Below are 24,003 nucleotides of genomic sequence, written 5' to 3'. Positions count from 1 at the left end.
AGCGTATGCGCCGTAGGTGCGGGACTTACCCGTCTGGTGTGTATACGTCGGGTGCGGAGCACTCCGCTATCAGTGACCACCGCGGAGCGAGTCTTACGAGCGACCGTTCGTGGCCTGTCTCTGCGAGTTGTCGAAGCGTATGCGATGCAGGTGCGGGACTTACCCGTCTGGTGCGTATACGTCGGGTGCCGGACACTCCGCTATCAGTGACCAGCACGGAGCGAGTCTTACGAGCGACCGTTCGTGGCCCGTCTCGCGTCCGAGTCGTCGAAGCGCATGCGCCGCAGGCGCGAGTCTCGACGGCTCGGACGCGAGACTGAAGGGGGCCGCGAACCCGCAGCGCCGCAGGCGCTGCAAATTAGACACAGCCCCTGGTACAGTCGGCGTCGTGCAGCGCGTCTATTTCTGGTTTAGCAAGCCGGCCCTGGGTGGGTCGGTCTGCGGCAACCACATGCGCTGACCTCACCACCCCGAGCCGGATGATGGACCGGCTCGACGGGTTTCACGTCCGTGGGTCGGCCTTGGAGTAAAGGAACCGACAAACGATGATTACCGCAGCCGACGTCGACGCGCGGCATGCCCACCCGTCGCCCGACCACCACCCCGCATCGAATCGCTCCGCGATGCTGTTCGGTCTGGACGACCAACGCACCCTGAGTGTGAGCCCATTGCGTTCACCGGCCGAGGTGCGCCAGGTACACCGGATCACCGACCCGCTCGCCGACGTGGTCCGAGCCGGTCGCAAAGCCACTGTCGATGTGCTCGACGGTGCCGACGATCGCCTGATGGTGATAGTCGGACCGTGTTCGGTCCACGATCCGGCGGCCGCGCTGGATTACGCCCGTCGCCTCGCCGCCAAGGCCGCCGAACTCGACGATCGGCTGCACGTCGTGATGCGGGTGTACTTCGAGAAGCCGCGCACCACGCTGGGTTGGAAGGGGCTGATCAACGATCCGCACCTGGACGGCTCCTTCGACGTCAATACCGGCCTTGGCATCGGCCGTAAGCTGCTGGTCGATATCACCGCGCTCGGTCTGCCGGTGGCCTGTGAATTCCTCGACCCGATCACCCCGCAGTACATCGCGGACCTGGTCTCCTACGGTGCCATCGGCGCGCGCACCGCGGCCAGCCAGGTGCATCGCCAGCTCAGCAGCGCGCTATCCATGCCGGTCGGCATCAAGAACGGCACCGACGGCGATGTGCAGGTGGCCGTCGACGGTGTGCGGGCCGCCGCGGCCAGTCACGTATTCCCGGGCACCGACCTGGACGGTCGCTCGGCGCTGATCCGCACCACCGGAAATCCGGACTGCCATGTGATCCTGCGCGGTGGCAGCACCGGCCCGAACTACGATGTCGCCTCGGTCCGCGAGGCCTGCATCCGGTTGGACAAGGCATCGCTGCCGCAGCGGATCGTGGTGGACGCCAGCCACGGCAACAGCAACAAGGATCACAACAAGCAGGTCGATGTGGTCACCGATATCGCGGGCCGGTTGGCTGCCGGTGAGCCGGGCGTGGTCGGTGTGATGCTGGAGAGCTTCCTCGTCGCGGGCCGCCAGGATCTGACCCTCGGGCACGCCGAAGCGTTGACCTACGGCCAGTCCATTACCGATGCCTGCATCGATTGGGAGACCACGGCCGCCCAGCTCGACCGCCTCGCCGATGCGGTGCGGCAGCGCCGCGTGCGCTGAAACCCATGCCTGTCGCCCCGGTGAAAGCCGGGGCGCGGCTATGGATTTCGACGCGGTCGCGCGACGACGCAGAGGATATCGCCGGAGCAGACGGTGGCACCGTCGAAGCCCGCGGTGGCCAGATAATCGATGAGATGTCCGGGTGCGGGCTTCGGACCGGCGCTGGAGGGGCCGTCCGGTTGTCCGTATCCGTAGAACAAATACAGCGTGCCGTTCGGTGTGAGCACCTGCCGGATCAAGGCCAGTTCGGCGGTCGGCCGTCTGGTCCAGAACAGATTCACGTTGACGGCGACGACCTTGTCGAAGCCACCCGGTCCGATTTCGGCGAGCACCCTGGCACGGTCGAGCTGTTCCAGCCCGGCTTGCAACAGGTGGACCTTGCCACATTTGATCAGTGCGGCATGGCGTTTCCTGGCACGGGCGATTGCCGTGGGGGAACGGTCCACACCGACGATCCGACCGCCGTCCAGCCGTGCGGCCAGGTATGCGATCGAGTCGCTGGAGCCGGGACCGATTTCGAGGATCCGGTCGTCGGGCCGCAGGTGCATGGTTTCGGCGATCCACTCGAATCGGGTATCGGCCGCCATATTCGCAATCTACGACTGTTGCGCCGCGTCGGTCGGCGGTTCGGGCACACCCGTCGCCCGACCGCCACCCCTCATCGAATCGCTACGCGATGCCGAATACATCGGGCGGCCAATCCGGCGCCGGACCGGGCGGATCCGTCGCCAGCCGTCCGGCCAACCAGGTGTCGCGGCGGATGCCGCGTTGCGTGAAGCCGAGTCGCGCCATGCCCTCGTAGCGAAATCCGTTGCGGCGGACCACCGCGGCCGAGGCGTGATTGCCGACGAAGGCGCGCCAGCTGATCCTGCTCAGTCCTAAACCTGCTGGCTGGAAGCCGAATTCGCACACCATGGCGACCGCACGCGACATCAGCCCGCGTCCGCGTGCCGAAGGGATCAACCAGAAACCGATCTCCGCCGCCGATTCGTCGCGCGCGTTGAGATCGATCATGCCGACCACCGGACCGTCGGCGCGTGTGCGCAGCGCCCAGATCGGGCTGCGGGTGGCCCAGCCCGGCGCGACCATATCGTCGAGGAAGGATTCGGCGTTCTTCCGGTGATACGGCACCGGAATCGTCACCCACTCGGCAATGCTGGGCTCTTGGCAGCACGCGACGATATCGTCGATATCGGCCTCGGTCGGCCGCGTCAACCAGATGGTTGTGTCGGATAGCGGATGATCCTCCATGTGAGCATGGTGTCATGTGACCGGCTCGTCGCGGTCCTCGGTGCGGAACGTACAATCGCACCCGATGGTTGCAGCTCTTCTCGCCGACTTGTTCGAATCGCATCGGGCGCATCTGCTCTCGGTCGCATACCGGCTGACGGGCAGTGCGGGCGACGCCGAGGACGCGGTGCAGGAGAGTTGGCTACGGCTGGCCGGTGCCCATCAATCCGAGATCGAGGATCTGCGGGGCTGGCTGACCACCGTGGTCAGCCGAATCTGCCTGGACCGTTTGCGCAGTGCGGCGGTGCGCAGGGAAACCTATGTCGGGCAGTGGCTTCCGGAGCCGATCGTCACCGGTATCACGCCATCGACCATGCTGGATCCGCTGGAGGCGGTGGTCCGCAAACAGGAATGCAGCCTCGCCGCCATGGTGGTACTCGAGAGCCTGACGCCGCCGCAGCGGGTGGCATTCGTACTGCACGACGGGCTTTCGGTGCCGTTCGACGAGATCGCGGAAATCCTTGACATTTCGGTGGAGGCGGCGCGCCAACTGGCGGTGCGGGCCAGGAAGTCGGTCGCGCAGGCACCGCCGCCCGTTCCGGATGTCGAGCACGCGGCCGCGGTGCGCAAGTTCATCGCCGCGCTGTCCGCCGGCGATATCGCGGCGATGACCGCTGCGCTGCATCCGGATTCGACAATGATCGGTGATGCGAACGGCACCACGTCCACCGCGATCAATGTCATCGCCGGCGCGGACAAGGTTACCCGTTTCCTCGTCGGGCTGATCCGCAAGTACGGTTTGGACGGCTCCGCGGAGCCGACACTGGAATTCGAATTCGCCACGGTCAATGGGCAATTGGGATTGGTGGTGTACCGGGTCGGCCCGGGGTACGGGCGGCTGGAGGGTCCGCCCCGCGTGGTCGGATTCGCGGTTCGCGACGGATTGGTCTGGGGTACCTACGATCTCGCGAATCCCGACAAACTGTCCCACATCCACCTGGGGTGAGGCGGTGTCGGGTCGGGCCCTCATCGCCGGGCCTGACACCGCCCACGGGTTACGGCGTGGACGAGCCCAGGAACCAGTCCCCGGTCGACGATCCGGTGCCGCTATTGCCGGTCGACGAGCCGTTGAACCAATCGCCGGTGGCGGAGCCGAAGCCGACGATGAGGTCGTGTGCGACATTTCGCAGGAAACCCAGTACCGTTCCGGCGACCTCCGACGCGGCCGGCTGCAATACCAGGTCCAGATACGAGGCCATAAGTGCCCCTTTCGAGATACCGCCGCAGGTCGGCGGTTTGTGAGGTAGAACACGGCGAAGATAGCCGCCCTTGGGAAAACGCACAACCATGCAGGTAGACGGCGCAAATCAAAAGTGAAACATAGCCTTTCGCTATCTTTTGGCAACAATGGCGATTGCTGGGCTACTCTCCGGATATGCCCTCGCAACCCGCGACCGTCGCCCGCCTGCGCCCCTTTGCCTCCACGATCTTCGCCGAGATGACCGAATTGGCCGTCCGGCACGAGGCGATCAACTTGGGCCAGGGCTTTCCGGATACCGACGGCCCGGCCGGCATGCTCGAGGTCGCGCGCCAGGCCATTGCCGACGGACTCAACCAGTACCCACCCGGCCGCGGCATGCCGGTCCTGCGACGCGCCGTCGTCGCCGACCGGGCCCGCCGCTACGGCACCGACTACGACCCGGATACGCAGGTCCTGGTCACCGTTGGTGCGACGGAGGCGATCAGTGCCGCCGTGCTCGGTCTGGTGGAGCCCGGCCAAGAGGTCGTGCTGATCGAGCCCTACTACGACTCCTATGCAGCCGCGGTCGCCCTGGCCGGAGCGCGGCGGCGCACGGCCCATCTCGTCGCAGACGGTGACCGCTTCGTACTCGATCTGGACAGCCTGCGCGCCGCCATCACGCCCGCGACCAGGATGCTGATCGTCAATTCACCGCACAACCCGACCGGCACCGTACTCGACCGCGCCGATCTGACCGCGATCGCCGAAATCGCCTGTGAGCATGATCTGTTGGTGCTCACCGACGAGGTATACGAACACCTCGTCTACGACGGCAACGAGCACATCAGCCTCGCCACCCTGCCCGGGATGGCCGAGCGCACCGTCGTGGTGTCGAGTGCGGCAAAGACTTTCAGCGTCACCGGTTGGAAGACCGGCTGGGCTCTCGGTCCGACCGAACTCATCGATGGTGTGCTCGCGGCCAAACAGTTCCTGACCTTCGTGGCCGGTGGGCCGTTCCAACCCGCCGTCGCGTACGCGCTGAAAAATGAACTCGGCTGGGTCGCCGGACTGCGGGACGCGCTGTCGGACAAGCGGCTGCGGCTCGCCGCCGCGCTGAAGGACACCGGATTCGGGGTGAAGGAGAGCGCGGGTGGCTATTTCATCTGCGCGGATATCACGCCGATGGGCGCAACCGACGGCCTGGCCTTCTGCCGGGAACTCCCGGCTCGCCTCGGTGTCGCGGCCGTGCCGATCAGCGTCTTCGCCGATCATGCCGAGGCGTGGAATCACCTGGTGCGCTTCACATTCTGCAAGCGAGACGAAACCCTCGACGAGGGCGTGCGGCGCCTGCGCGCAGGTGTTCGAGTGAGCTAGGCCCGGTCCTGCGGGCGTCGCCGCGCCTGCGGTGCGTGCCAGTCGTAGCGCAGTGCGAGCAGTCGGAATGTGATGGCACCGAGTGCGGCGCAGGCGCCGGTGATCGGGTTGTAGGCATTGAAATGCAGTAGTGTCGCGGTCACAGCGGCACCGAAAAGTGCTGGTACCGCATAGATCTGCTCGGGCACCAGCACACTCGGCGTCTGTCCGCCGAGCAGATCGCGGATCACTCCACCGCCGATCGCGGTCACCAATCCGAGCAGGGTGGCCGAGGGTGCGCCGAGACCGTGGCTGTAGGCGATCACCGTGCCGGTCACGCAGAACAACCCGAGCCCGAACGCATCGGCCACTTCCAGCGGAGCGCCGGTCACGCGCGGCGACGGATGCCAGAAGAAGATGACCGCGGCCGCCAGCAGCGCGGTCCACAGATAACTGAGATCGACGAATGACGCGGGCGGCGTCCGGCCGATCACCAGATCCCGAATGACACCGCCACCGAGCGCCGTACTGCAGGCCAGCACCACGATCCCGAATACGTCGAATCCGCGCCGTACGGCCAGCAGTGCCCCCGAGGTCGCGAAGGCAACGACGCCCAACAACTCCCCGACGTGCTGTGCGGTATTCACCGCGGAATCGAAATGTGCCATGCGCACACGATCACATACCCCGCCGTCCCTGCGGTCAGGCAGGCATCGGCCGTGCACGGTCGGTCGCGAGCAGCACCGCGATCCCGCCGAGCATCGTGCCCATGACGTAGCGCTGGATCCGCAGCCACAGCGGCCGACCGGTGAGGAAGGCGGCGATCCCGCCCGCTCCGAGCACGATCAGTCCGTTCACCGTCAATGCCACCGCGATCTGCACCATCCCGAGGCACAGGCTCTGCAACCAGATCCGGCCGTGCTCTGGCGCCACGAACTGCGGAATCAACGCCATGTACATGATCGCGATCTTCGGATTCAGCAGATTGGTGACCAACCCCATGGTGAACAATCGTCGCGTCGGATCAGCCGGCAACGCGGCGGGTGCGAACACCGAGGTCCCGCCGGGCCGCACCGCCTGCCAGGCCAGCCACAACAGGTATCCGGCGCCCACCAACTTCACCGCCAGGTACAGGCCGGGCACAACAGCGAATACCGCGGTGATCCCTGCCGTGGCCGCTGCCAGATAGACCCCGAACCCCACCGCGACACCGCCGAGCGACACCAGTCCGGCCCGGCGTCCCTGTGAAACACTGCGCGAAACCAGATACATCATGTTCGGTCCCGGCGTGAGCACCATGCCCAACGCTGCCGCCGCTACTCCCAGCATCGCCGCAGTCTCGATCATGCTCCCGATCCTCACGCACACCCCCCCGACCCGTCTCGGTCCAGTTGGGCGGCGGTGGACCGACCTGGTCCGGCGGGGTCGCATCCAGCGGATCCGGACGATAATGGGCGATCAGCACGTTCGCCCCGGAACAAAACACGCGGCTCGGACGCTGTATGTGCGAAGCCGATGCGAGCCACGCCCGTCGGCGGGGGCTGGATCGATGCCGTATCCGATTGGTTGTCGGTGGTGTCGGGAAGAATGGGCCGGAGTCGCACGAGCGATCGGATCGGAAGCCGTATACGAGGAGAGACGTGACCGAGCGTAGCGAGGGAACCATGGACACAGCACCTCTGGTCGCAGCGGAGCCGAGCGTCAGCGAGGCGGAGCTGTGACCGACGGTCCGCTGATCGTTCAGAGTGACAAGACGCTGCTGCTCGAGGTCGACCACGAGTTGGCCGGGGTGGCGCGGCAGGCCATCGCGCCATTCGCGGAATTGGAGCGGGCGCCGGAGCATGTGCACACCTATCGGGTGACGCCATTGGCGCTGTGGAATGCGCGGGCCGCGGGGCATGATGCCGAGCAGGTGGTGGATGCCCTGGTCAGCTACTCGCGGTATGCGGTGCCACAACCACTGCTGGTCGACATCGTGGACACCATGGCCAGGTACGGCCGATTGCAGCTGGTGAAGAATCCGGCGCACGGGCTGACGCTGGTCAGTCTGGATCGTGCGGTGCTCGAGGAGGTGCTGCGGCACAAGAAGATCGCCCCGATGCTCGGCGCGCGGGTGGATGAGGACACCGTCGTCGTGCATCCGTCCGAGCGCGGCCGGATCAAGCAGATGCTGCTGAAGATCGGCTGGCCGGCCGAGGATCTGGCGGGCTACGTCGACGGCGAGGCGCATCCGATCGAGCTGGATTACACCGGCGGCCAGTGGCATCTGCGCGATTACCAGGAGATGGCGGCCGAGTCGTTCTGGGCCGGTGGTTCGGGTGTGGTGGTGCTGCCGTGTGGCGCGGGCAAGACGATGGTCGGCGCGGCGGCGATGGCCATGGCGCAGGCCACGACGTTGATCCTGGTCACCAATACCGTCGCCGGACGACAGTGGCGGCGTGAGCTGCTCGCGCGAACCTCGTTGACCGAGGACGAAATCGGCGAATACTCCGGTGAGCGCAAGGAGATCCGACCGGTCACCATCGCCACCTATCAGGTCATCACCCGCCGCACGAAGGGCGAGTACAAGCACCTCGAACTCTTCGACAGCCGCGATTGGGGCCTGGTCATCTATGACGAGGTGCATCTGCTGCCCGCACCGGTCTTCCGGATGACCGCCGATCTGCAATCGCGGCGCCGGCTCGGTCTCACCGCGACCCTGGTGCGCGAGGACGGCCGCGAGGGCGATGTGTTCTCGCTGATCGGACCCAAGCGCTACGACGCGCCGTGGAAGGACATCGAGGCACAGGGCTGGATCGCACCCGCCGACTGCATCGAGGTGCGGGTGACCCTCACCGATGCCGAGCGGATGGCCTACGCCACCGCCGAGCCCGAGGAGCGCTACAAGCTCTGCTCGACCGCGCGCACGAAAATTCCGGTCGTGGAATCGATTCTGGCCCAGCACAAGGATGCGCAGACCTTGGTGATCGGCGCGTATCTGGATCAACTCGATGAACTCGGCGCGGATCTCGATGCGCCGGTCATTCAAGGTTCGACGAAAACCAAAGAGCGCGAGGAACTTTTCGATGCCTTCCGGCGCGGTGAGATTCCGGTGCTGGTGGTGAGCAAGGTCGCGAACTTCTCCATCGATTTGCCCGAAGCCTCTGTCGCGGTACAGGTTTCGGGAACATTCGGTTCGCGCCAAGAAGAAGCACAACGGCTGGGTCGGCTGTTGCGGCCGAAACACGATGGTGGCCAAGCCCACTTCTATTCTGTCGTCGCGCGTGACACTCTGGACGCCGAATATGCCGCGCACCGGCAGCGTTTCCTGGCCGAACAGGGGTACGCCTATCGCATTACGGATGCCGATGACTTGCTGGGACCGGCCATCGGATAAGCGGAGGAATTAGCTCCGATACGTGTGCTAGGAAGGGTACGTGCGACGCTTCGAATTCGCGGTGGACCGGCAGCACGCCCATGCGGTCAACGAAGTCTTCGCCGACTTGCGTCGACTGCGCGTCATGGCGATCGCGGCCGCCGTCATCGCCGCGACCGGCACCGCTTTCCTGATCTGGCTGAATCATCCGTGGGCCTATCTATTGGCTGTCGCGTTCGCACTCGGTGCGGTGGTCGCGCTGTGGGTGGCGTTCTGGACGCCGCACCGCTCCAGCATCGACAAGCTCTATGCCGACGGTGAGCTGGTGCCCGCGGTCGTCTCCGAAACGCATCCGAGCGGGGTGGTGCTGCTCGCACTGGTCGATGTCTCGAAACCGGAGACCCACGATCCGCGCTACGCGCTGGTGATCAGGAAGGTCCGGGATCTGCCCGGACACGAGAAGCGCGCGGGTGAACGGGTGCCGTCGGTCGCGGTGCGCACGGATCGGGCGCCGCGTCAGGTCGGTGAGCGCTGGCAGTCGGTCAGTGCCATGCCGATCGCCTGGGGCACGCGCGACGGCACGGTCATCGATCGAGCGCGCGCGGCGATCAGCGAGGTCGAATGGCGGTTGCTCACCGACAATCTGGAACTCGCCGACAAGGTGCGCCGCACCTCAGCCAAGCGGTTGCTGCTCGACCCGCATCAGCTCCCCGGTGACCTGGGTTCCTGATCAGCCGAATTCCCTTGCGCCGCCGAATAGACTCGGTAAATGGTTCCGGCGTCCAATTTGCTGGCTTTCATCGCCGCATCGATTGTCATCATCGTCATCCCTGGACCCGGTGTGCTCTTCACCATCGGCCGGGCCCTCGCGCTCGGCCGCCGCGCCGCCCTGGTCTCGGTATTCGGCCACTCCGCGGGCGTGTTCATCGCGCTACTTCTGGTTTCGGTGGGTCTCGGCACCCTGCTCGCGGCCTCGGCGCTCGCGCTCACCGCGGTCAAGTTCGCCGGTGCGCTCTATCTGATGTACCTCGGGATCCAGGCGATTCGCGAGCGCAAGGCATTGCGGGCGGCACTGAACGCCGAGATCGACCCCGCCGATGCCAAGGTGTTCCGGCAGAGCGTCTTCGTCGGGCTGACCAATCCCAAGGCGATCGTCTTCTTCTCGGCGGTACTGCCGCATTTCGCCGAACCGTCGGCCGGTTCCCTGCCGCTGCAATTCCTCGTCCTCGGCACCATCTTCCTGGCGATCGCATTGATCTCCGATAGCGCATGGGGTCTGCTCGCCGCCTCGGCCCGCGCCTGGTTCGCGCGGTCGCCGCAACGTCTGGAGGCGGTCGGTGGTGCCGGCGGTGCGATGATTTTCGGCCTCGGCGCGTCGGTGGCGCTCAGCGGTAGCGCCGACTGAAGCGACTACCATCCACCGAGGTCGGGTGGGGCTGCGAAAGGGGTGGTGGTCATATGAGGTGGTCCGGCTGGTTATGTGTGGCCATGATGGGCGCATCGGTCGCCGCCCCGATTTCGGCTCCCGCGCACGCCGATCCGCTCGTCGGCGCCCCGGGTCTCGGCGATCCGTACTACCCGCTGGACGGCAATGGCGGCTACGACGTCGGCCACTATGAGGTCACCATCGACTACGATCCGCCGAGCCATCAGCTCACCGGTGCGACCAGGGTCGACGCCGTCGCCACCCAGCCGCTGCTGATGTTCAACCTGGACTTCGACGGTCCCGAGGTACGCATGGTCTCGGTGAACAACCTGCCCGCCGCCTTCGACCGCAATGGTGAGCACGAACTGACCGTGACCCCGCTGCTGCCGCTGCTGCCCGGTCTGCCCTTCACCGTGACCATCGACTATGCCGGTCAGGCCAGGAACGCCGAGGGCGCGGGCTGGACCTTTGCACCCAGCGGCGGCGCTTTCGTCGCGGGCGAGCCGCATTCGGCAACTACCTGGTACCCGCTCAACGACACCACGCTGGATAAGGCCACCTTCACCCTGCACGCGTCGGTTCCTGCGGAATGGGAGGTGGTTTCCAATGGTGTGCGCACCGAGAACGCGGTCACCGGTGCCAAGCGCAATGTCACTTGGGAATCGCACCAGCCGATGCTCGGTTATCTGACCACCGTCGCAATAGATCACTACAGCTACCTCGAGCAGCGCCGTGCCAACGGCACCCCGCTGATCAGCGCCTTCGCTCCGAATGCGGAGCGCAATAGGGACACCGAGCAGCGCCTGCCCGAAATCCTCGACTTCGAAGAGGCGCTGTACGGCCCCTATCCATTCGATACCGCGGGTGGCATCTACGTCGACGCGGATCTGGAGTTCTCGTTGGAGACCCAGACCCGCCCGATCTACGCACCGTGGACCGATCTGCAGACCGTGGTGCACGAAATCGCGCACCAATGGTGGGGCGATTCGGTATCGGTGCGGCAATGGTCCGATATCTGCCTCAACGAATGCTTTGCCAGCTATACCGCCGACTATCTGTGGCCGGAGCGGATGGACGGCAAGGATGTCGACGCGGACTACCGTGAGACCATTCAAAAATATCGTGCCGACCAGAAATTCTGGGATATACCGCTGGAAAATCCGGGCGTCGGAAACGAATTCACCGCCGTCTACTATCGCGGCCCGCTGTTCCTGCACGCCTTGCGTAAACAACTGGGCGACGACGTATTCTTCGCCGCTGTCCGTGAATTCAATGCCGCGCACGCCTACGGCAATGCCTCGATGGCGGAATTCCGCACCTTCATGCAGTCGAAATCCCCGGCCGATCTGAGCGGTTTCTTCGACGCCTGGTTGAACCGCACCACACTGCCCCCGGACGAGTACCTCTTTCCGGGCGCACTGCGCGGCTGAGGTTCAGTCGACGCGCTCGCGGGCCTGTTCCACCCGGCGCTCGGCCCGATCGAGTTGTTTCTGGGCCGCGCGTAATTGCTCCTTCGCGCCGCGATCGACGGTGCGGACGAACTGCTTCTGCTGTTCGGCGTGTGCCAGCTCTTCGCGCAAGGCCTCGATGCGGGATTCACATTCGGCCAACCGGTTTGCCGTCGCTTCGGTTTCGTGCCGCGCCGAATCCCATACCGCATGGGCGGATTCGAGGGCCTCGAGCGCGTCATCGAGTTCCCGGCGCGCATTCTCCTCGGCGACGGGCTCCGCGGATTTCTTTGTGCCCGTTCCACTTATCGAGGTGAGTGTGACACCACCCGGGCCGAAACCCTCGTAACTCGCCGATGTCACCAAGGTCCCGCTGCGCACCTGCTCGGCTACTTCGGCATCGGCCAGCGCCGCCGTCAGCGTCTGTCCGATCTCGCGCAGCACCCCCTCGTTGACCGGATGCCCGCGATCGGCGGCCAATGCGCCCGCCCGCTTTGCGAGGGCATGGACCACCTGCTGCCGCTGCGTGGTCAGTGCGCGCAACTGATCGCCGGACAATTCCCGTTGCGCCGCACGCAGTGCCCCACCGAGTTGTAGCAGCGCATCGACATCTTCGGGCGCCGCGCGGGCCAATAGATTCACCGTCCACGCGACCACCGTCGGCTTGCGCAGTTTGCCGACAGCGGCCGCGAGTTCCTTATCGCCCGCATCCTTGGCCGCGGCGACGCGTGCTGCACGGGCGGCGATGAACTCACCGGGGTCGAGTCCGTACAAGTCGACGGCGACCTCTTCGAGCCTCATACTTGCCAAGCGTAACGACCGGGTCTCCGGAAGCGACAGAGTGCACATACTGGACAAACGTCCATGTGTTCGTAATGCGAAAGGCATTGATAGTGAACAGTTTAGGAATCATGGTCCTGGTCAACCTGATCCCGAAATTCGTCGGCCTCGCGCTGCAGGGGCTGACCGGACTGTACGGGCAGTACTGAGCCGCGCCTCGGATTGGTCGGTCGTCCGAACCGCTGATGCGGTTCGGGCGACCGTGACGGTATCCTCACCGCGTTCACGATTGCCGTGAACATGTTCGGTGAGAGAGGGTTTCACGTTGAAGTTCCCAGGAATGAGGCTGCTGGCACGCATTGTGCTCGCCCTCCTGGCGGTGGGCGCATTGGTGGCCGTGGTGACCGGTTGTTCGGCGCTCGACAATGCAAGCAAGTCCGACACCGCCAAGGCGAAGGTCGGTGACTGCATCAATGTCACAGACAGTTCGTCATCGGCCACCAAGTCCGAGCCGGAGGACTGCTCGTCGCCGAAGGCGGTTTACAAGGTATTCAAGACCGCGGACCAGAAGCTCGAATGCGCGGCCGAATACACCACCTACACCGAGGACCTGGTCAGTGGCGGCCAGGCCTACATGTGCCTCGCACCGAACTTCAAGCAGGGCAGCTGCTACGCCGATGTCGGCACCAACCCGTACAAGTACGTGGACTGCTCCTCCTCCGAAGCCACCTTCAAGGTGGTCCAGCGCATCGACGGTCAGGCCGACGAATTGCAGTGCGGCGCGGATGCGACCAGCTTCGTGACCGTCCCGGACCCGAAGGTCACCTTCTGCCTCGGCGCCGCGAAGGGCTGATTACTCGAGTAGGGCGACCGACGCGATCCGGTGCAAGGTGAAATGCCGGATCGCGCCGGTCACCGGGTCCAGTGCGTCGAGCTGGCCGTTGCCGACCTTCAACGGTTCGACCACGCGCTGCGACGCGACGCCTTGGGCGTCGACATAGCCGATATTGACCGACCGCCGCACCCGCGCCGCCAATTGCAGCAGCGCCAGGGTTGCGGCGGTACTGGTTCTGGTGCCGTCGGGGCGCACCGACTGGCCGTTGCGCGCGCTGGCGGCCCGATCACCCGCGCGCAGCTCCGCGACGAGCAGGGTCAGCTGTTCGGTACTCGGTGGCGTCGGACGATACGGCTGCCTGGCATGCGGACGCACCGCGATCCGGGCGCCGCGCGGGCGGAGATCGACAATGGTGCCCGCGGAATCCTCACCGGCCGGAGCGAATCCGGCCGCGCGCAACTGCTCGAGCAATTCGCCCAGTGGCGCCTGGGCAATGGCGACGGTGGGTGCGATGGCTCGCAGCGCGAGTTCGCTGGCCACCGGCGAGCTCAGCACCTGAGCGAGCAGTGCCGGATCGTCACTGCGGACGAACGATTGCGCCATACCGGCACGTAGCTGGCCGTGTCTGCGTGCGACATCATCGATCAGATAGGTCAATGACTGCGGGATCGGGGTGCGCGAGTGGGTGGTGAACAGCGTATGCAGTTCGGCCGCGGTCATCCCGGCATCCAGCGCGCGCCGCACCGACGTATCGCTGATCCGGTAGACCGTTGCCGCACCGGCGGATTCGATATCGGCCACGAGTGCCACCCGGCCCTGTAGCTCCGGTGTCAGCGGACCGGGCGCGATAACCGTCAGATCCGCCTGGACCAGCACATGATCGATCGGCTCCGGCAGCGCCGATTCCATCTCGGTCTCGGCATCGGACGCACTGGTCGGGGAACCGTGTAGTAGTGCCCGCGCCGGTGAGCCGAGCGCACCGCGTCCGATGAAACCGAGCGTCGCGGCCTCGTTCAGCGTGTGCTCGACCGCCTCGGCACGAAAGTGCCTGCGCCATCGCGGTTGCCGCCAGGCCAGCAGGCGGCCGATATCGGCCGGGTCCAGGGCGGTGCCGGTCGGATATCCGCCGAGCAGATTCAGCATGGTGCGTCGGTCGCGTGGTGCGTGCGGTGTGCGCAGTTCGATCGCCAGCGCCGCCAGCGGCTTGTCATTGGCGTCGCGCATACCGATCATCCACGGCATGCGGTCCAGGTCCAGCCAGGCCTGTGCCAGCGCCACCCAGCGGCGCGCGGGCGGTGCGTCACGCCAGCCGTCGGCGGCCGGTGTGGGCGCCCAGAAGTCGTCGGTGGAGTCGAATTCCGGTGGTGGGTCCGGCATGCCCTTCTCGACGAGTTTGGCCGCGGCCAGTAGTTCGACGAGCAGTCCGGCGCGCGGTTCGTCGATACCGGTCTGCTTGGCGATGCGGCGCAACTCCCGCACCCCGAGCCCGCCCGCGCGCAATGCGGGCGCGGGCGCCTGGCCGAGCGCCTCCAGAATGTCCGCACAGTGCCGCAGCAACTCGCCGACCTCGCCCGCCGCAACCGCATTCACTTCGGTGGGGCTGTGCTTCGTCGGTGCCGGATCCGGCGGTTTCAGCGCGTGCGGATGGGTAACCGGCTCCCGGCGCAACACTTGGCCGACGGTGACCGGGAGTTCCACCGTCTCCTCGTCGATCCAGTGCAGTAATCGGCGGCCGAGCAGTTGCTGGATCGGGCGGTCGGCCGGTGTGCCCGGTGCGGCGTCTCTGGTGCGCCCGCGCGGGCCCGTGGTGGCCAGCTTGTCGAGCAGCGCGCGTTCGGCGGGGGAGACGGCCGCGAGGGCCGCGAGCACCTCGGGCTCGGTCAGCGCGTCCGGAATTTCGGTGGCGCTGCCGATCGGCCACGGCAGTGCCTCGGCGGTGGCCGGGATCAGATGTAGGTCCTCACCGTCGTTCCAGACCAGCGCACGATCGGATAGGTGGGCCAGCGCGGCATCGATCGCCGCGACCTTCACTCGATCTTTCAACTGCAAGCGCAATGCCTTGCGGCTCATCGGCATACCGCCGGAGCCCGTCGCCCGATGCACCGCAAGGGTTTCCACGATCGCGAACTCGAGTGTGTCCAGGTCATCGGTGGCACGCAGGACCGACGCGCGCTGCTCGGCGCGGGCCGCGAGCACCGCCATGGAGGAGGGCAGTGGCACGGCCAGATCGGGCCGGAGTTCGAGCAGCGCCACCAGCTGTGCATCGCTGCGGGCCGCGAGCCACCCGGCCAAGGATTCGGTCGCAGGCTTCCCCGCCTCCGTGGACCTTTTGCCGGTCGTGGGTGCTGCGTGACTGCCGTCGCGGGCTGGCGGTCGTGTGCCCGGTCCGGCTTTGGGCGTCCCCGACGAGTTACCCATGTGCTCTCGAGATCAGTCGTTGCGTCGCGGTCCGAATATGGTCGATTTTGTCAGCCTAGTTGATGTCGTCTATCCGTCGCCGGGCGCGGGCAGCAGCGGAGGGCAGAGTGCTGGCGGGTCGCTCGCATGCCACAATGTGGTCGTGGTGAACAAATCTAAGAAACCCTATGTCGACAATGGCTGGCCCTCGGTGGACGACGGTGGCCATGCGGTCACCGAACTGTCGTCGACCCGTTCCGGTGGGCTCTCGCCGTTCGGTGAGGACACCGAGTTTCCGGTTCCGGCCGATCAGCTGCCGTACATGCACCCGAATACGGTGATCAACCGCTGAGCGGCATACCGCTCGGCACCCGGACGGAAGATCCGCCGATACGAAGAAGGTCCCCGCATCCGAGATGATGCGGGGACCTTCTTCGTATGTCTGCTTCGTGACGACTCAGGAGGGCAGCAGGCCCTTGTTCGCCTCGTAGAAGCTCACGACCTGGGGGTCGAGCTGAGTGCCCTTGGCGGCGTTGAAGAAATCGAGGGCTTCCTGCGGGATCTGCACGCCCTGGCCCTGCACGACGGCAACGGCGCGGTCGATCGCGTCGAAGACCTGCTGGCTGGGGTCGGCGGCGGCCTGCTCCGGAGCGGCCGGGGCCGGGTTCCAGCGCGGGGTCTCGGTGGAGGAGGGGGCGGTGCGCGGGGTGGATCCGCTGCTGAGGCCGAGGGAGGACGAGCAGGAGGGCCAGGCGCCCCAGCCCTGGCTGGCGAGCACCTTCTCGGCGACCGCGATCTGCTGTTCGCGGGTGGCCTGATTGGCCGTCGCGGCGTATTCGCCGCCGCCGTGGGCATTCCAGGTGCTCGGGGAGAACTGCAGTCCACCCTGGAAACCGTTGCCGGTGTTGATGCCCCAGTTGCCGCCGGCCTCGCACTGCGCGAGGCGATCCCAGTCCTGATCGGGTGCCGCGCTGGCGTTTCCAGCGAGAGCTACACCAGCGGTGCCGATGATCGCTCCGGTGACGGCGACCTTGGCTACGGTGCGCCCGGTGGAGGTTGGCTTGCGATGGCGTCCACTCATATCGGGTTCTTCTGCCTCTCGTACGCATCTGCAAGTGGTCCGGACTGAGAGGTCGTCCGTCCCGCCCTCACCCCTGCTTCCGTTGGGGTCCGGTACCCGCGGGGCGAGGTTGGATGCGGCGGGCCGGTGGTTGCCGGTTGTCCCGGCTGGGTAAGACCGTACGACGATCGCGGCGAAAAATCACTATTTGGTAACCGGCGGGTCTGCCTGGGTCTCGGACCGGTATCGGTTGTGGCCGAGACGCTTCCGCGCAGTTGAGACCAGGTGCGGACGGGCCGGTCACGCGCGGCAGCCGCTTCGTTATCGCGCCGTAATGTGACGAGGATCACATCTGCGGTTCGGTAACGATTAGCAGGGGTAAACGGTTTACCGCGATCGTCGGCCGGACCACAGTGCGAAGACGACCGCGCAGAGGAAACCGAGCGGCGCCAACATCGCCAGTAGATACAGCCACAGGCCCGGGTCGGAATCGCTGAGGATCGGCGTCAGAAATATGGCGACGATCGCGAGCAAGCCGATCGCGAACAGGCCGAGTGCCACATACAGCAACCGGTCGCCCGCGCGGCGTGGTGAGCGGCTCGGGGGCGGTGGCGTGGATGGGTTCGTCACTGCTCGACCGTAAAACTGATGTGCTTGCGTTATTCGCACCGGGGTAGACTCTGTGTCAATCGCGTCCTGCACAGCTGTGGGGCGCGTTCTTTTCGCAAACTGACAGGAGCTGTCCGAGGCGGTATGCCGGACGAGTACCTGCGCAGACGGATGTGCTCGGGCCGCTGGGGCCCGAGTTTCGATGATGAACGGGTGAGTGCAGTGCCGACCGGCAGGGTGAAGTGGTACGACGTCGAAAAGGGCTTCGGCTTCCTTTCCCAGGACGAGGGTGAGGATGTCTATGTCCGTTCGTCCGCGCTGCCTGCTGGCGTCGATGGGCTCAAGCCCGGTCAGCGCGTCGAATTCGGCATGGCCGCCGGTCGTCGTGGGCCGCAGGCGCTGAGTCTGAAGGTGCTCGAATCGCCGCCCTCGGTCCGTCAGGGCCAGGACCGTGATCGCAATGCGCACAAGGAGCCGGCTGCGCGCAAGCACACACCGGACGAACTGCACGGGATGGTCGAGGACATGATCACCCTGCTGGAGGCCAAGGTGCAGCCGGATCTGCGCAAGGGGAAGTACCCGGATCGCAAGACCGCGCAGCGCATTTCGGAAGTGGTGCGGGCGGTCGCGCGCGAACTCGATCACTGACGTTCAGCTGTTACGTACTTCCTGACCCCGACGGAGCGAGTCTTACGGGCGACGTTCGCGGCCCGGCTTGCGGCCGAGTGGTCGAAGCGCATGCGACGTAGTCGCGAGTCTCGACCGCTCGGCCGCAAGCCACCAGGGAGCCGCGAACACGCAGCGCCGCAGGCGCTGCAAATTTCACACAGTACTGATCGACCAGGCCGCGTGCGGAACGTAGAACTCGCGGCCGGTCTCGTCGCGCGCGAGGATCGGCAGCTGCAATTCGATACCGACGAGCCGCAACTCGGGCTCCGGCTTCGAATCGATGGTGACGGCGAGAGCGCCCTCGGGGAAGTCGTTGCGACTCACCACTCGGTCCACCTTCTCACCGGTAGGCGTCGCGTAGACCAGCTGCGCCAGCCAGGGGGCGTCGGCGATCCGCTTCGGCAGGGACAGCTGCAGCGGATATCCGGCGGGGACGTCGAGGGTGACGGTCTCGCCGTACTTGCAGTCCTCCATCTTCACTGTGCAGTACAGGAACGGGGATACCGTGACGGTCTTGCCGTGGGCGTACGCGGTGACGGTCGGGTCGGGGTGGTCTGCGTTGCGGACGAGCACCGTCAACACGCCGACGAAGGCGACGGTGAACACCAGTAGGGCCGCCGCGCATAGCGCGACGACGGTGCGGGTACTTGGCTTGTTCACCAGATCGGGTCTCCTGTGCCTCGTTGCATGTGCTTAGTGTCGCTACCGCGTTCCCTGCCGCGTTGCGCGGCTCGGTCGGCGTCGGCGTGTCGGGTTGTCGCGACTTCCTGCTCCGCATGTTCCGGGCGATGGCCACCCAGACCGGGCAGCAGCGAGTGGCCGCGGTCGCTTATGAAGGTCTGCAGCAGCCCGAACAGCAGGATCGCGGAGATGAACGCGAAACCCTGCCAGTAGGTGGTCGGCATCAGCACGCCCGCCGCGCCGCCGACGACCCAGCTGAGCTGCAAGACGGTTTCGGACCGGCCGAAGCCGGACGCGATCGATTCCGGCGGCAGATCGTCCTGTATGGAGGCATCCAGCGAGACCTTCGCCAGCGCGCTCGCGCCCGCCGCGACCAGAGTCGCCAACGCGGCGCCGAGCAGGTTGTTGAGGAAGACCGCGAGCAGGGCGACCGCACAGCAGGCGGCGGTGCAGCCCAGCACAATCAGTGACGGCTTGCCGAGTTTGATGCGGGCACCGGTCGCATTGCCGGCGAAATTGCCGACCGCCGCGGCGACACCGACCACGCCGAGCATGGCGGCCTGCTGCCAGCCGCCGTGTTCGGTCGCCTTGGCGACGAAGGCCACATAGAACGTCAGGAAGCCGGTCAAGACGCGAATGGCGCTATTGCCCCACAGTCCGGTCACGACCGCGCGGCCGAGCGGCTGCCTGCGCTTGCGCGGTGGCACCGTGGCTTCGGTTGCCGGACTGAGCACTTCGGTATTCGCGTGATAACTGAGGGTCGCCGGGACCTCGCCCTCGGTCACCTCGACCCAGCGCGGTATGCGCAGGCTCAGGTAGGTGCCCGCGATCGCGATCGCGGTGGCCAGCACCAGCGCGCCATTGGAGCCCGCGATCGCGGCGGCGAGCGCGGCGAGCGCGCCCGCGCCGATGGTGCCGCCGACCAGACCGAAGACGGTGAGCCGAGAATTGGTGCGCACCAAATCGATTTCGGGTGGCAGCACGCGCGGCGTCACCGCGCTCTTGAGCACCGAGAACGATTTACTGCCGATCATCATGCACAGCGCGAGCGGATACAGCGCCCAGCTGTCGAAGGCGAAGATGAGCACCACCGTGACCACCGCGCGCAGGCCGAACGAGGTGGCCAGGGCGAGGCGGCGGCCGCGCTGCAGGCGATCCAGCATCGGTCCGATGAGCGGGGCGATCACCGCGAACGGGGCGATGGTGATCAAAAGGTACAGCGCGACTTTGGTTTTGCTCTCCGCGGTCGCGCTCGCGAAGAAGAGGGTGTTGGCCAGGGCCACCGCGATCGCGGCGTCCAGGGCGAAATTCGCCATGGTGGCGTAGGTCAGTGCGGTGAGGCCGGATTTGTCGGCGCCGTCGGCCTTGGCGGCGCGCTGGAAGGTGGCGACGCCGCGGGAAGTGAGTTCACGGCCGCGCATGGCGGCGACCCGGGTGACCGTCAGCTTGCGGGGGACGCGCTGGGGCTCGGCCGGCGATTCGGGCTCGGGCGGATCTGCCGATTGCGCGGAGCCGCCGGGCAGCGGCCTGGTCGGCGGTGGTTCGCGGCGTTGCGGTTGTTCGGGTGGCAGAGGCGGTAGCGCGGACCGACGCGGTGGAGTGTGGGGTGGCGGGTAGTGGTCGTAACCGGGGTGACGCTGAATCGGTGGGGACTCCTCGCCATCCCACGGACCACGGTCGGAACCGGAGGGATCGCGGGGAGTAGTCACAACGTTAATTCTGTCGTACATCGGCGGCTTGGGTTCAATTGCCGCTCCAACCCGTCCGGAAAGGTGACCAGGCTCGCTCATGCCTCCACCTCGCTGGCGCTCGGTTCCGGCACGAGCGAGCACTCGACTGTGTCGATGGTTCGCTCGCTGCGCTCGCTCACTCCGGTACGAATCGGACCTCGAAGATGGTCGGCCAGTATTTGCCGGTGATCAGGAAGTGGTCCGTGCCGGGCAGCTGGGCGATGCCGTTGAGCACATCGGTGCCCGCGCGCACGGTCGCGGGCAGCAGTCCGCGCGCGTCGATGACCGCGAGGACGCGGCCGGATTCGGGATCGATCTGCAGTATCTCGTCGGTGGGATAGACATTGGCGTAGACGGAACCGTCCGCGGCGCAATCGAGTTCGTTGAGTTCGGCGCGGTTTCGGCTCTTAAGGGTGACGGTTCCCGTCGGGGCGAAGGTGACCGGATCGCGGAAGGTGAGGGTGTCGGTGCCGTTGCTCATCACCAATCTGTCCGCGCGGGTGCACAGACCCCAGCCCTCGCCGTCGTAGGACACCCTGGTGCGTTCGGCCAGTGTCGCGGGATCGCGGGCGATCGCCACCTGGTCGCGCCAGGTGAGCTGCCAGAGGGTGGCACCGGCCTTGGTGATGCCCTCGCCGAAGTAGGGCGCGGGCAGTTCGGTTCGGGTCAACTCGTTGCCGGTAGTGAGATCGGTGGCCCGCACGCTCGACGCGCCCGGCATGCCGGTGCCTTCGTAGAGCACGGTGCCGTCGACCTCCAGACCCTCGGTAAATGCCCGCGGATCGTGCGGACGGGTGCCGACCACCTCGATATGCAGTCGCGGCAGATCGTCGGCGGAGGCGCCGCACCCGGTGATTCCGAGCAGGCTGACCAGGACAACGACGGCCAACGAACGCCGATTGCGGTTCATACGGCAAAATGTAGGCCGTGAGCGCAGTATCTGTTTCGCAGTCCGGCGTGCGGCCGATCCTTGCCGATGCCGTCGACGTGGCCCGCCGTGCGCTCCTGGAGCTGGAGCCGACCGGCGTCGGCGCGCACCTCGGTGTCACCGCGGAGGACGAGGCCGCCGCGACCCACCGATTCGAGGCCAGCCTGCCCGGTTACCGCGGCTGGCAGTGGGCGGTCGTGGTGGCGGCCCCGCCTGGCGCGCAGTACGCGACGGTCAGCGAATCGGCCCTGCTGCCGGGGCCGGACGCGCTGGTCGCGCCCGATTTCGTCCCGTGGGAGCAGCGCATCCGTCCGGGTGATCTGGCGCCCGGCGACCTGCTCGCCCCGCCCGCGAACGATCCGCGCCTGGTACCCGGCTATGTCGCGAGCGGTGATCCGGCCGTCGACGACGTCGCCCTGGAAATCGGCCTCGGCCGCACCAAGGTGCTCAGCCGCGAGGGCCGTGAAGAGGCCGCCGAACGCTGGTACTCCGAATTCGGGCCCGAAACCGAGATGGCCAAGGCCGCCCCCTCCACCTGCGGCCGCTGCGGCTTCTACCTTCCGCTGGCCGGAGCCCTCCGGTCCGCCTTCGGCGTCTGCGGAAACGCCATGGGCGCCGACGGCCGCGTAGTCCACGCCGAATACGGCTGCGGCGCCCACTCCGATGTAGAAGTCCCGACCGGCGGAGGATCGCCGCTGTACGAGGCCTACGACGACGCCGCCTTCGATGTGATCCCGGTAGCGGCGCTGCGCAAGCCCGAACCCACACCGGATGCGGCCACCGAGGACGAGGCGACCGCCACCAGCAAGGCCGTGACCGCAGCCGAGCCGGATGATCGTGCCGAATCCGGTGCAGTGGCTGCGGAGGCTGCCAGTGGTCTGAGGGGTGATGTCGCCGAGTCGAGCTCGAGCGAGTCGGGAGTTGGTGCGTCGAGCGGTGCTGCGGTCGAGTCACACGGCTCGGTGGAGTCGGTTGATGTCGCTGAGTGGACCAGTCCGGTGGAGTCGGCTGCCATCCCATCGGTTGATGTCGCGGCTGAGTCGAATGCGGCGGTTGCACACGGTGTCTCCGTGCCTGGGGTGGTGGGCGAGCCCACTGCGGAGGCTGCCAGTGGTCTGACGGGTGATGTCGCCGAGTCGAGCTCGGTCGGGCCGGGTGTCGCTGCGTCGACCGCTATCGCTGCCGAGTCGCCCAGCGCCGTCGAGCCCAGCGCCGTCGAGCCCAGCGCCGTCGAGCCCAGCGCTTCTGCGGCATCGGTTGATGTTGCGGCTGAGTCGAATACGGCGATCTCGGATGATGCTTCCGTATCAGGTGCGGACAGTGAGCCCGCTGCTGGCGTTGGCGCAGATTCGACCGCTTCGGTGGTTGAGTCGGGCGTTGGCCCATCGGGCGACGTTGTGACCGAGTCGATCAGCGCGGTGGAGTCGAGTGCTTCCGCTGAGGTAGGCGCAGGCAGCGAGCCCACTGCTTGGGTTGACGCAGGCCGCACTGCTTCGGTGGCTGAGCCGGACGTTGCGGCATCGGGTCAGGTTGCGGCTGGGGCGCACAGCGCCGCCGAATCGACTGTTGCCGCTGTGTCGGAAGGTGCTGTGGCTGAGCCGAATACGACGGCTGCCCGGGACGCCACCGCTTCGGGCAAGGACAGCGAGTCCGGTGATGCGACTGCCGAGGCTACTGCTGCGATCGCTGAGCCGACCGTCCCGGAACAGGGCGCTGCTGCGTCGGGTATCGACCCCGTCGAGTCGGACGTTGCTCATCTGCCGGGCGCTGTTGCGGCAGAGGCGAGCGCTTCGGGCGCGCCCGATGTCAAGGCCCACGGTGTGGCTGATCTGTCCAGCGCCGCGGCAACCTTCGCGCCGGCTGCCGACGTGGTGGCCGAGCCGAGTGTGGTGGTCGAGCCCGCTTCTGAAGCGGACGACAAGTCGATCGGCGGCGTCATCCCCGGCGCGGATGTGGCCGAGAGCCTGGCTGATTCGACCACGGATGCGTCGGCCGGTGGCGAGGCCGAGTCGAACGGTGCAGCCGCCGAGAATTCGGCTGGCGTACCGGGACCTGAGTCCACGGTGACCGCGAGTTCAAGCGTCCCCACTGCGACCGAGCCGAGCGCTGAAGTCGCTGCGTCGCAGCCGGAGTCGGGTGCTGAAATCGCGTCCGGTGTATCAGCCGGGAGTGACCAGGTAGTTCCCGAGACTGTGCTGGAAGGCGACAAAGTTGCCGTCGAGTCGAGCGCCCGAGTTGCCGCGTCCCAGCCGGAATCAGGTGTCGGAGCCGTCGTGGTCGAGCCGGGTGCTGACGTGGCTTCTGGTGCGTCGGCCGGGAGCGGCGAGCCGGGTGCAGAGGCTGTGGTGGGTCGCGTGGAAGGTGCCAACGCCATTGTCGAGTCGAGTGCCGAAGTGACCTTGACTCGGCCGGAGTCGAGCGGCGACGCGGCGGTCGGAGCCGTCGTGGTCGAGCCGGGTGCTGACGTGGCTTCTGGTGTGTCGGCCGGGAGCGGCGAGCCGGGTGCAGAGGCTGTGGTGGGTCGCGTGGAAGGTGCCAACGCCATTGTCGAGTCGAGTGCCGAAGTGACCTTGA

23 protein-coding genes are annotated in these 24,003 nt (G+C 66.6%); 11 read left to right on the top strand and 12 right to left on the bottom strand.

Going from position 1 to position 24,003, the window contains the following annotated elements; translation table 11 throughout:
* Positions 1-545 precede the first annotated feature (545 nt).
* Complete coding sequence (locus tag AB0L58_RS35800) at positions 546-1,688, top strand: 3-deoxy-7-phosphoheptulonate synthase (RefSeq protein ID WP_364394291.1); 1,143 nt, start codon at positions 546-548, stop codon at positions 1,686-1,688.
* Positions 1,689-1,726: 38 nt separating this feature from the next.
* Here the strand turns inward: AB0L58_RS35800 and AB0L58_RS35795 are convergent, their stop codons facing one another.
* Together AB0L58_RS35795 and AB0L58_RS35790 are read right to left on the bottom strand one after the other, a co-directional pair.
* Positions 1,727-2,275, bottom strand: coding sequence for a class I SAM-dependent methyltransferase (locus AB0L58_RS35795; protein ID WP_364394288.1), 549 nt, complete (start codon positions 2,273-2,275; stop codon positions 1,727-1,729).
* Between the two features lie 82 nt (positions 2,276-2,357).
* Positions 2,358-2,939 (bottom strand): GNAT family N-acetyltransferase, encoded by a 582-nt coding sequence (locus AB0L58_RS35790; RefSeq protein ID WP_364394285.1) that lies wholly within the window; start codon positions 2,937-2,939, stop codon positions 2,358-2,360.
* 64 nt (positions 2,940-3,003) lie between these two features.
* Here AB0L58_RS35790 and AB0L58_RS35785 point away from each other — a divergent pair, with 64 nt between their 5' ends.
* Positions 3,004-3,924, top strand: a complete 921-nt coding sequence (locus AB0L58_RS35785; protein ID WP_364394283.1) for a sigma-70 family RNA polymerase sigma factor — start codon at positions 3,004-3,006, stop codon at positions 3,922-3,924.
* Between the two features lie 49 nt (positions 3,925-3,973).
* Here the strand turns inward: AB0L58_RS35785 and AB0L58_RS35780 are convergent, their stop codons facing one another.
* Positions 3,974-4,177: a hypothetical protein gene (locus AB0L58_RS35780; protein WP_364394281.1), complete on the bottom strand. Its 204-nt coding sequence runs from the start codon at positions 4,175-4,177 to the stop codon at positions 3,974-3,976.
* A gap of 176 nt (positions 4,178-4,353) precedes the next feature.
* Between AB0L58_RS35780 and AB0L58_RS35775 the strand changes: the two genes are divergently transcribed.
* Entirely contained in the window at positions 4,354-5,532 is a 1,179-nt protein-coding gene (locus AB0L58_RS35775) for a pyridoxal phosphate-dependent aminotransferase (RefSeq protein WP_364394279.1), read from the top strand.
* Here the strand turns inward: AB0L58_RS35775 and AB0L58_RS35770 are convergent.
* Positions 5,529-6,179, bottom strand: a complete 651-nt coding sequence (locus tag AB0L58_RS35770) for a trimeric intracellular cation channel family protein (protein ID WP_364394276.1) — start codon at positions 6,177-6,179, stop codon at positions 5,529-5,531. The genes AB0L58_RS35775 and AB0L58_RS35770 overlap by 4 nt on opposite strands.
* A 34-nt stretch (positions 6,180-6,213) precedes the next feature.
* On the bottom strand, positions 6,214-6,858 hold the full coding sequence (locus AB0L58_RS35765) for a LysE family translocator (protein WP_364394273.1): 645 nt from the start codon (positions 6,856-6,858) through the stop codon (positions 6,214-6,216).
* Between the two features lie 370 nt (positions 6,859-7,228).
* Between AB0L58_RS35765 and AB0L58_RS35760 the strand changes: the two genes are divergently transcribed.
* Genes AB0L58_RS35760 through AB0L58_RS35745 form a run of 4 tightly spaced genes read left to right on the top strand, consistent with a single transcriptional unit; the run spans position 7,229 to position 11,722 of the window.
* Positions 7,229-8,887, top strand: a complete 1,659-nt coding sequence (locus AB0L58_RS35760; protein WP_364394271.1) for a DNA repair helicase XPB — start codon at positions 7,229-7,231, stop codon at positions 8,885-8,887.
* 40 nt (positions 8,888-8,927) lie between these two features.
* Positions 8,928-9,596 carry a DUF3239 domain-containing protein gene (locus AB0L58_RS35755; protein ID WP_364394269.1) on the top strand — a complete coding sequence of 223 codons (669 nt, stop codon included), beginning with the start codon at positions 8,928-8,930 and terminating at the stop codon, positions 9,594-9,596.
* Between the two features lie 39 nt (positions 9,597-9,635).
* Positions 9,636-10,271 carry a LysE family translocator gene (locus AB0L58_RS35750; RefSeq protein WP_364394267.1) on the top strand — a complete coding sequence of 212 codons (636 nt, stop codon included), beginning with the start codon at positions 9,636-9,638 and terminating at the stop codon, positions 10,269-10,271.
* A gap of 53 nt (positions 10,272-10,324) precedes the next feature.
* Complete coding sequence (locus AB0L58_RS35745; RefSeq protein WP_364394265.1) at positions 10,325-11,722, top strand: M1 family metallopeptidase; 1,398 nt, start codon at positions 10,325-10,327, stop codon at positions 11,720-11,722.
* Between the two features lie 3 nt (positions 11,723-11,725).
* Here the strand turns inward: AB0L58_RS35745 and AB0L58_RS35740 are convergent, their stop codons facing one another.
* Complete coding sequence (locus AB0L58_RS35740) at positions 11,726-12,541, bottom strand: hypothetical protein (protein ID WP_364394263.1); 816 nt, start codon at positions 12,539-12,541, stop codon at positions 11,726-11,728.
* 319 nt (positions 12,542-12,860) lie between these two features.
* Here AB0L58_RS35740 and AB0L58_RS35735 point away from each other — a divergent pair, with 319 nt between their 5' ends.
* The gene (locus tag AB0L58_RS35735; protein ID WP_364394260.1) at positions 12,861-13,373 is read left to right on the top strand and encodes a hypothetical protein; all 513 of its coding nucleotides are present in this window, start codon (positions 12,861-12,863) and stop codon (positions 13,371-13,373) included.
* Here the strand turns inward: AB0L58_RS35735 and AB0L58_RS35730 are convergent, their stop codons facing one another.
* A complete protein-coding gene (locus tag AB0L58_RS35730; RefSeq protein ID WP_364394258.1) occupies positions 13,374-15,647 on the bottom strand; it encodes a helicase-associated domain-containing protein in 2,274 nt (757 codons plus the stop codon). It abuts the gene before it with no gap.
* Positions 15,648-15,915: 268 nt separating this feature from the next.
* Between AB0L58_RS35730 and AB0L58_RS35725 the strand changes: the two genes are divergently transcribed.
* Positions 15,916-16,104, top strand: coding sequence for a hypothetical protein (locus AB0L58_RS35725; protein WP_364394256.1), 189 nt, complete (start codon positions 15,916-15,918; stop codon positions 16,102-16,104).
* 105 nt (positions 16,105-16,209) lie between these two features.
* On the opposite strand, the gene AB0L58_RS35720 is transcribed toward AB0L58_RS35725, so the two are convergent.
* Both AB0L58_RS35720 and AB0L58_RS35715 read right to left on the bottom strand, forming a co-directional pair.
* Positions 16,210-16,833: a transglycosylase family protein gene (locus tag AB0L58_RS35720; RefSeq protein ID WP_364394254.1), complete on the bottom strand. Its 624-nt coding sequence runs from the start codon at positions 16,831-16,833 to the stop codon at positions 16,210-16,212.
* 366 nt (positions 16,834-17,199) lie between these two features.
* Complete coding sequence (locus AB0L58_RS35715; RefSeq protein ID WP_364394251.1) at positions 17,200-17,442, bottom strand: hypothetical protein; 243 nt, start codon at positions 17,440-17,442, stop codon at positions 17,200-17,202.
* Between the two features lie 201 nt (positions 17,443-17,643).
* On the opposite strand from AB0L58_RS35715, the gene AB0L58_RS35710 reads away from it, so the two are divergent.
* Positions 17,644-18,069: a cold-shock protein gene (locus AB0L58_RS35710; protein WP_364394301.1), complete on the top strand. Its 426-nt coding sequence runs from the start codon at positions 17,644-17,646 to the stop codon at positions 18,067-18,069.
* Positions 18,070-18,243: 174 nt separating this feature from the next.
* Here AB0L58_RS35710 and AB0L58_RS35705 read toward each other — a convergent pair whose 3' ends face one another.
* The 3 genes from AB0L58_RS35705 to AB0L58_RS35695 all read right to left on the bottom strand — a co-directional run bounded on the left by AB0L58_RS35705 (position 18,244) and on the right by AB0L58_RS35695 (position 21,411).
* Positions 18,244-18,750, bottom strand: a complete 507-nt coding sequence (locus tag AB0L58_RS35705; RefSeq protein ID WP_364394249.1) for a DUF2771 domain-containing protein — start codon at positions 18,748-18,750, stop codon at positions 18,244-18,246.
* A complete protein-coding gene (locus tag AB0L58_RS35700; RefSeq protein WP_364394247.1) occupies positions 18,747-20,480 on the bottom strand; it encodes an MFS transporter in 1,734 nt (577 codons plus the stop codon). Before AB0L58_RS35700 ends, AB0L58_RS35705 begins: the two co-directional genes overlap by 4 nt.
* A 157-nt stretch (positions 20,481-20,637) precedes the next feature.
* Complete coding sequence (locus AB0L58_RS35695; RefSeq protein ID WP_364394245.1) at positions 20,638-21,411, bottom strand: glutaminyl-peptide cyclotransferase; 774 nt, start codon at positions 21,409-21,411, stop codon at positions 20,638-20,640.
* Between the two features lie 17 nt (positions 21,412-21,428).
* On the opposite strand from AB0L58_RS35695, the gene AB0L58_RS35690 reads away from it, so the two are divergent.
* On the top strand, positions 21,429-24,003 hold a 2,575-nt coding region (locus AB0L58_RS35690; RefSeq protein ID WP_364394243.1), incomplete at its 3' end, for a DUF3027 domain-containing protein.

The organism is Nocardia sp. NPDC052112, from assembly GCF_040680135.1.
Taxonomy (GTDB): domain Bacteria; phylum Actinomycetota; class Actinomycetes; order Mycobacteriales; family Mycobacteriaceae; genus Nocardia.
The sequence above is the reverse complement of the archived record's forward strand: the minus strand, read 5'-3'. Positions and strand labels throughout refer to the sequence as shown.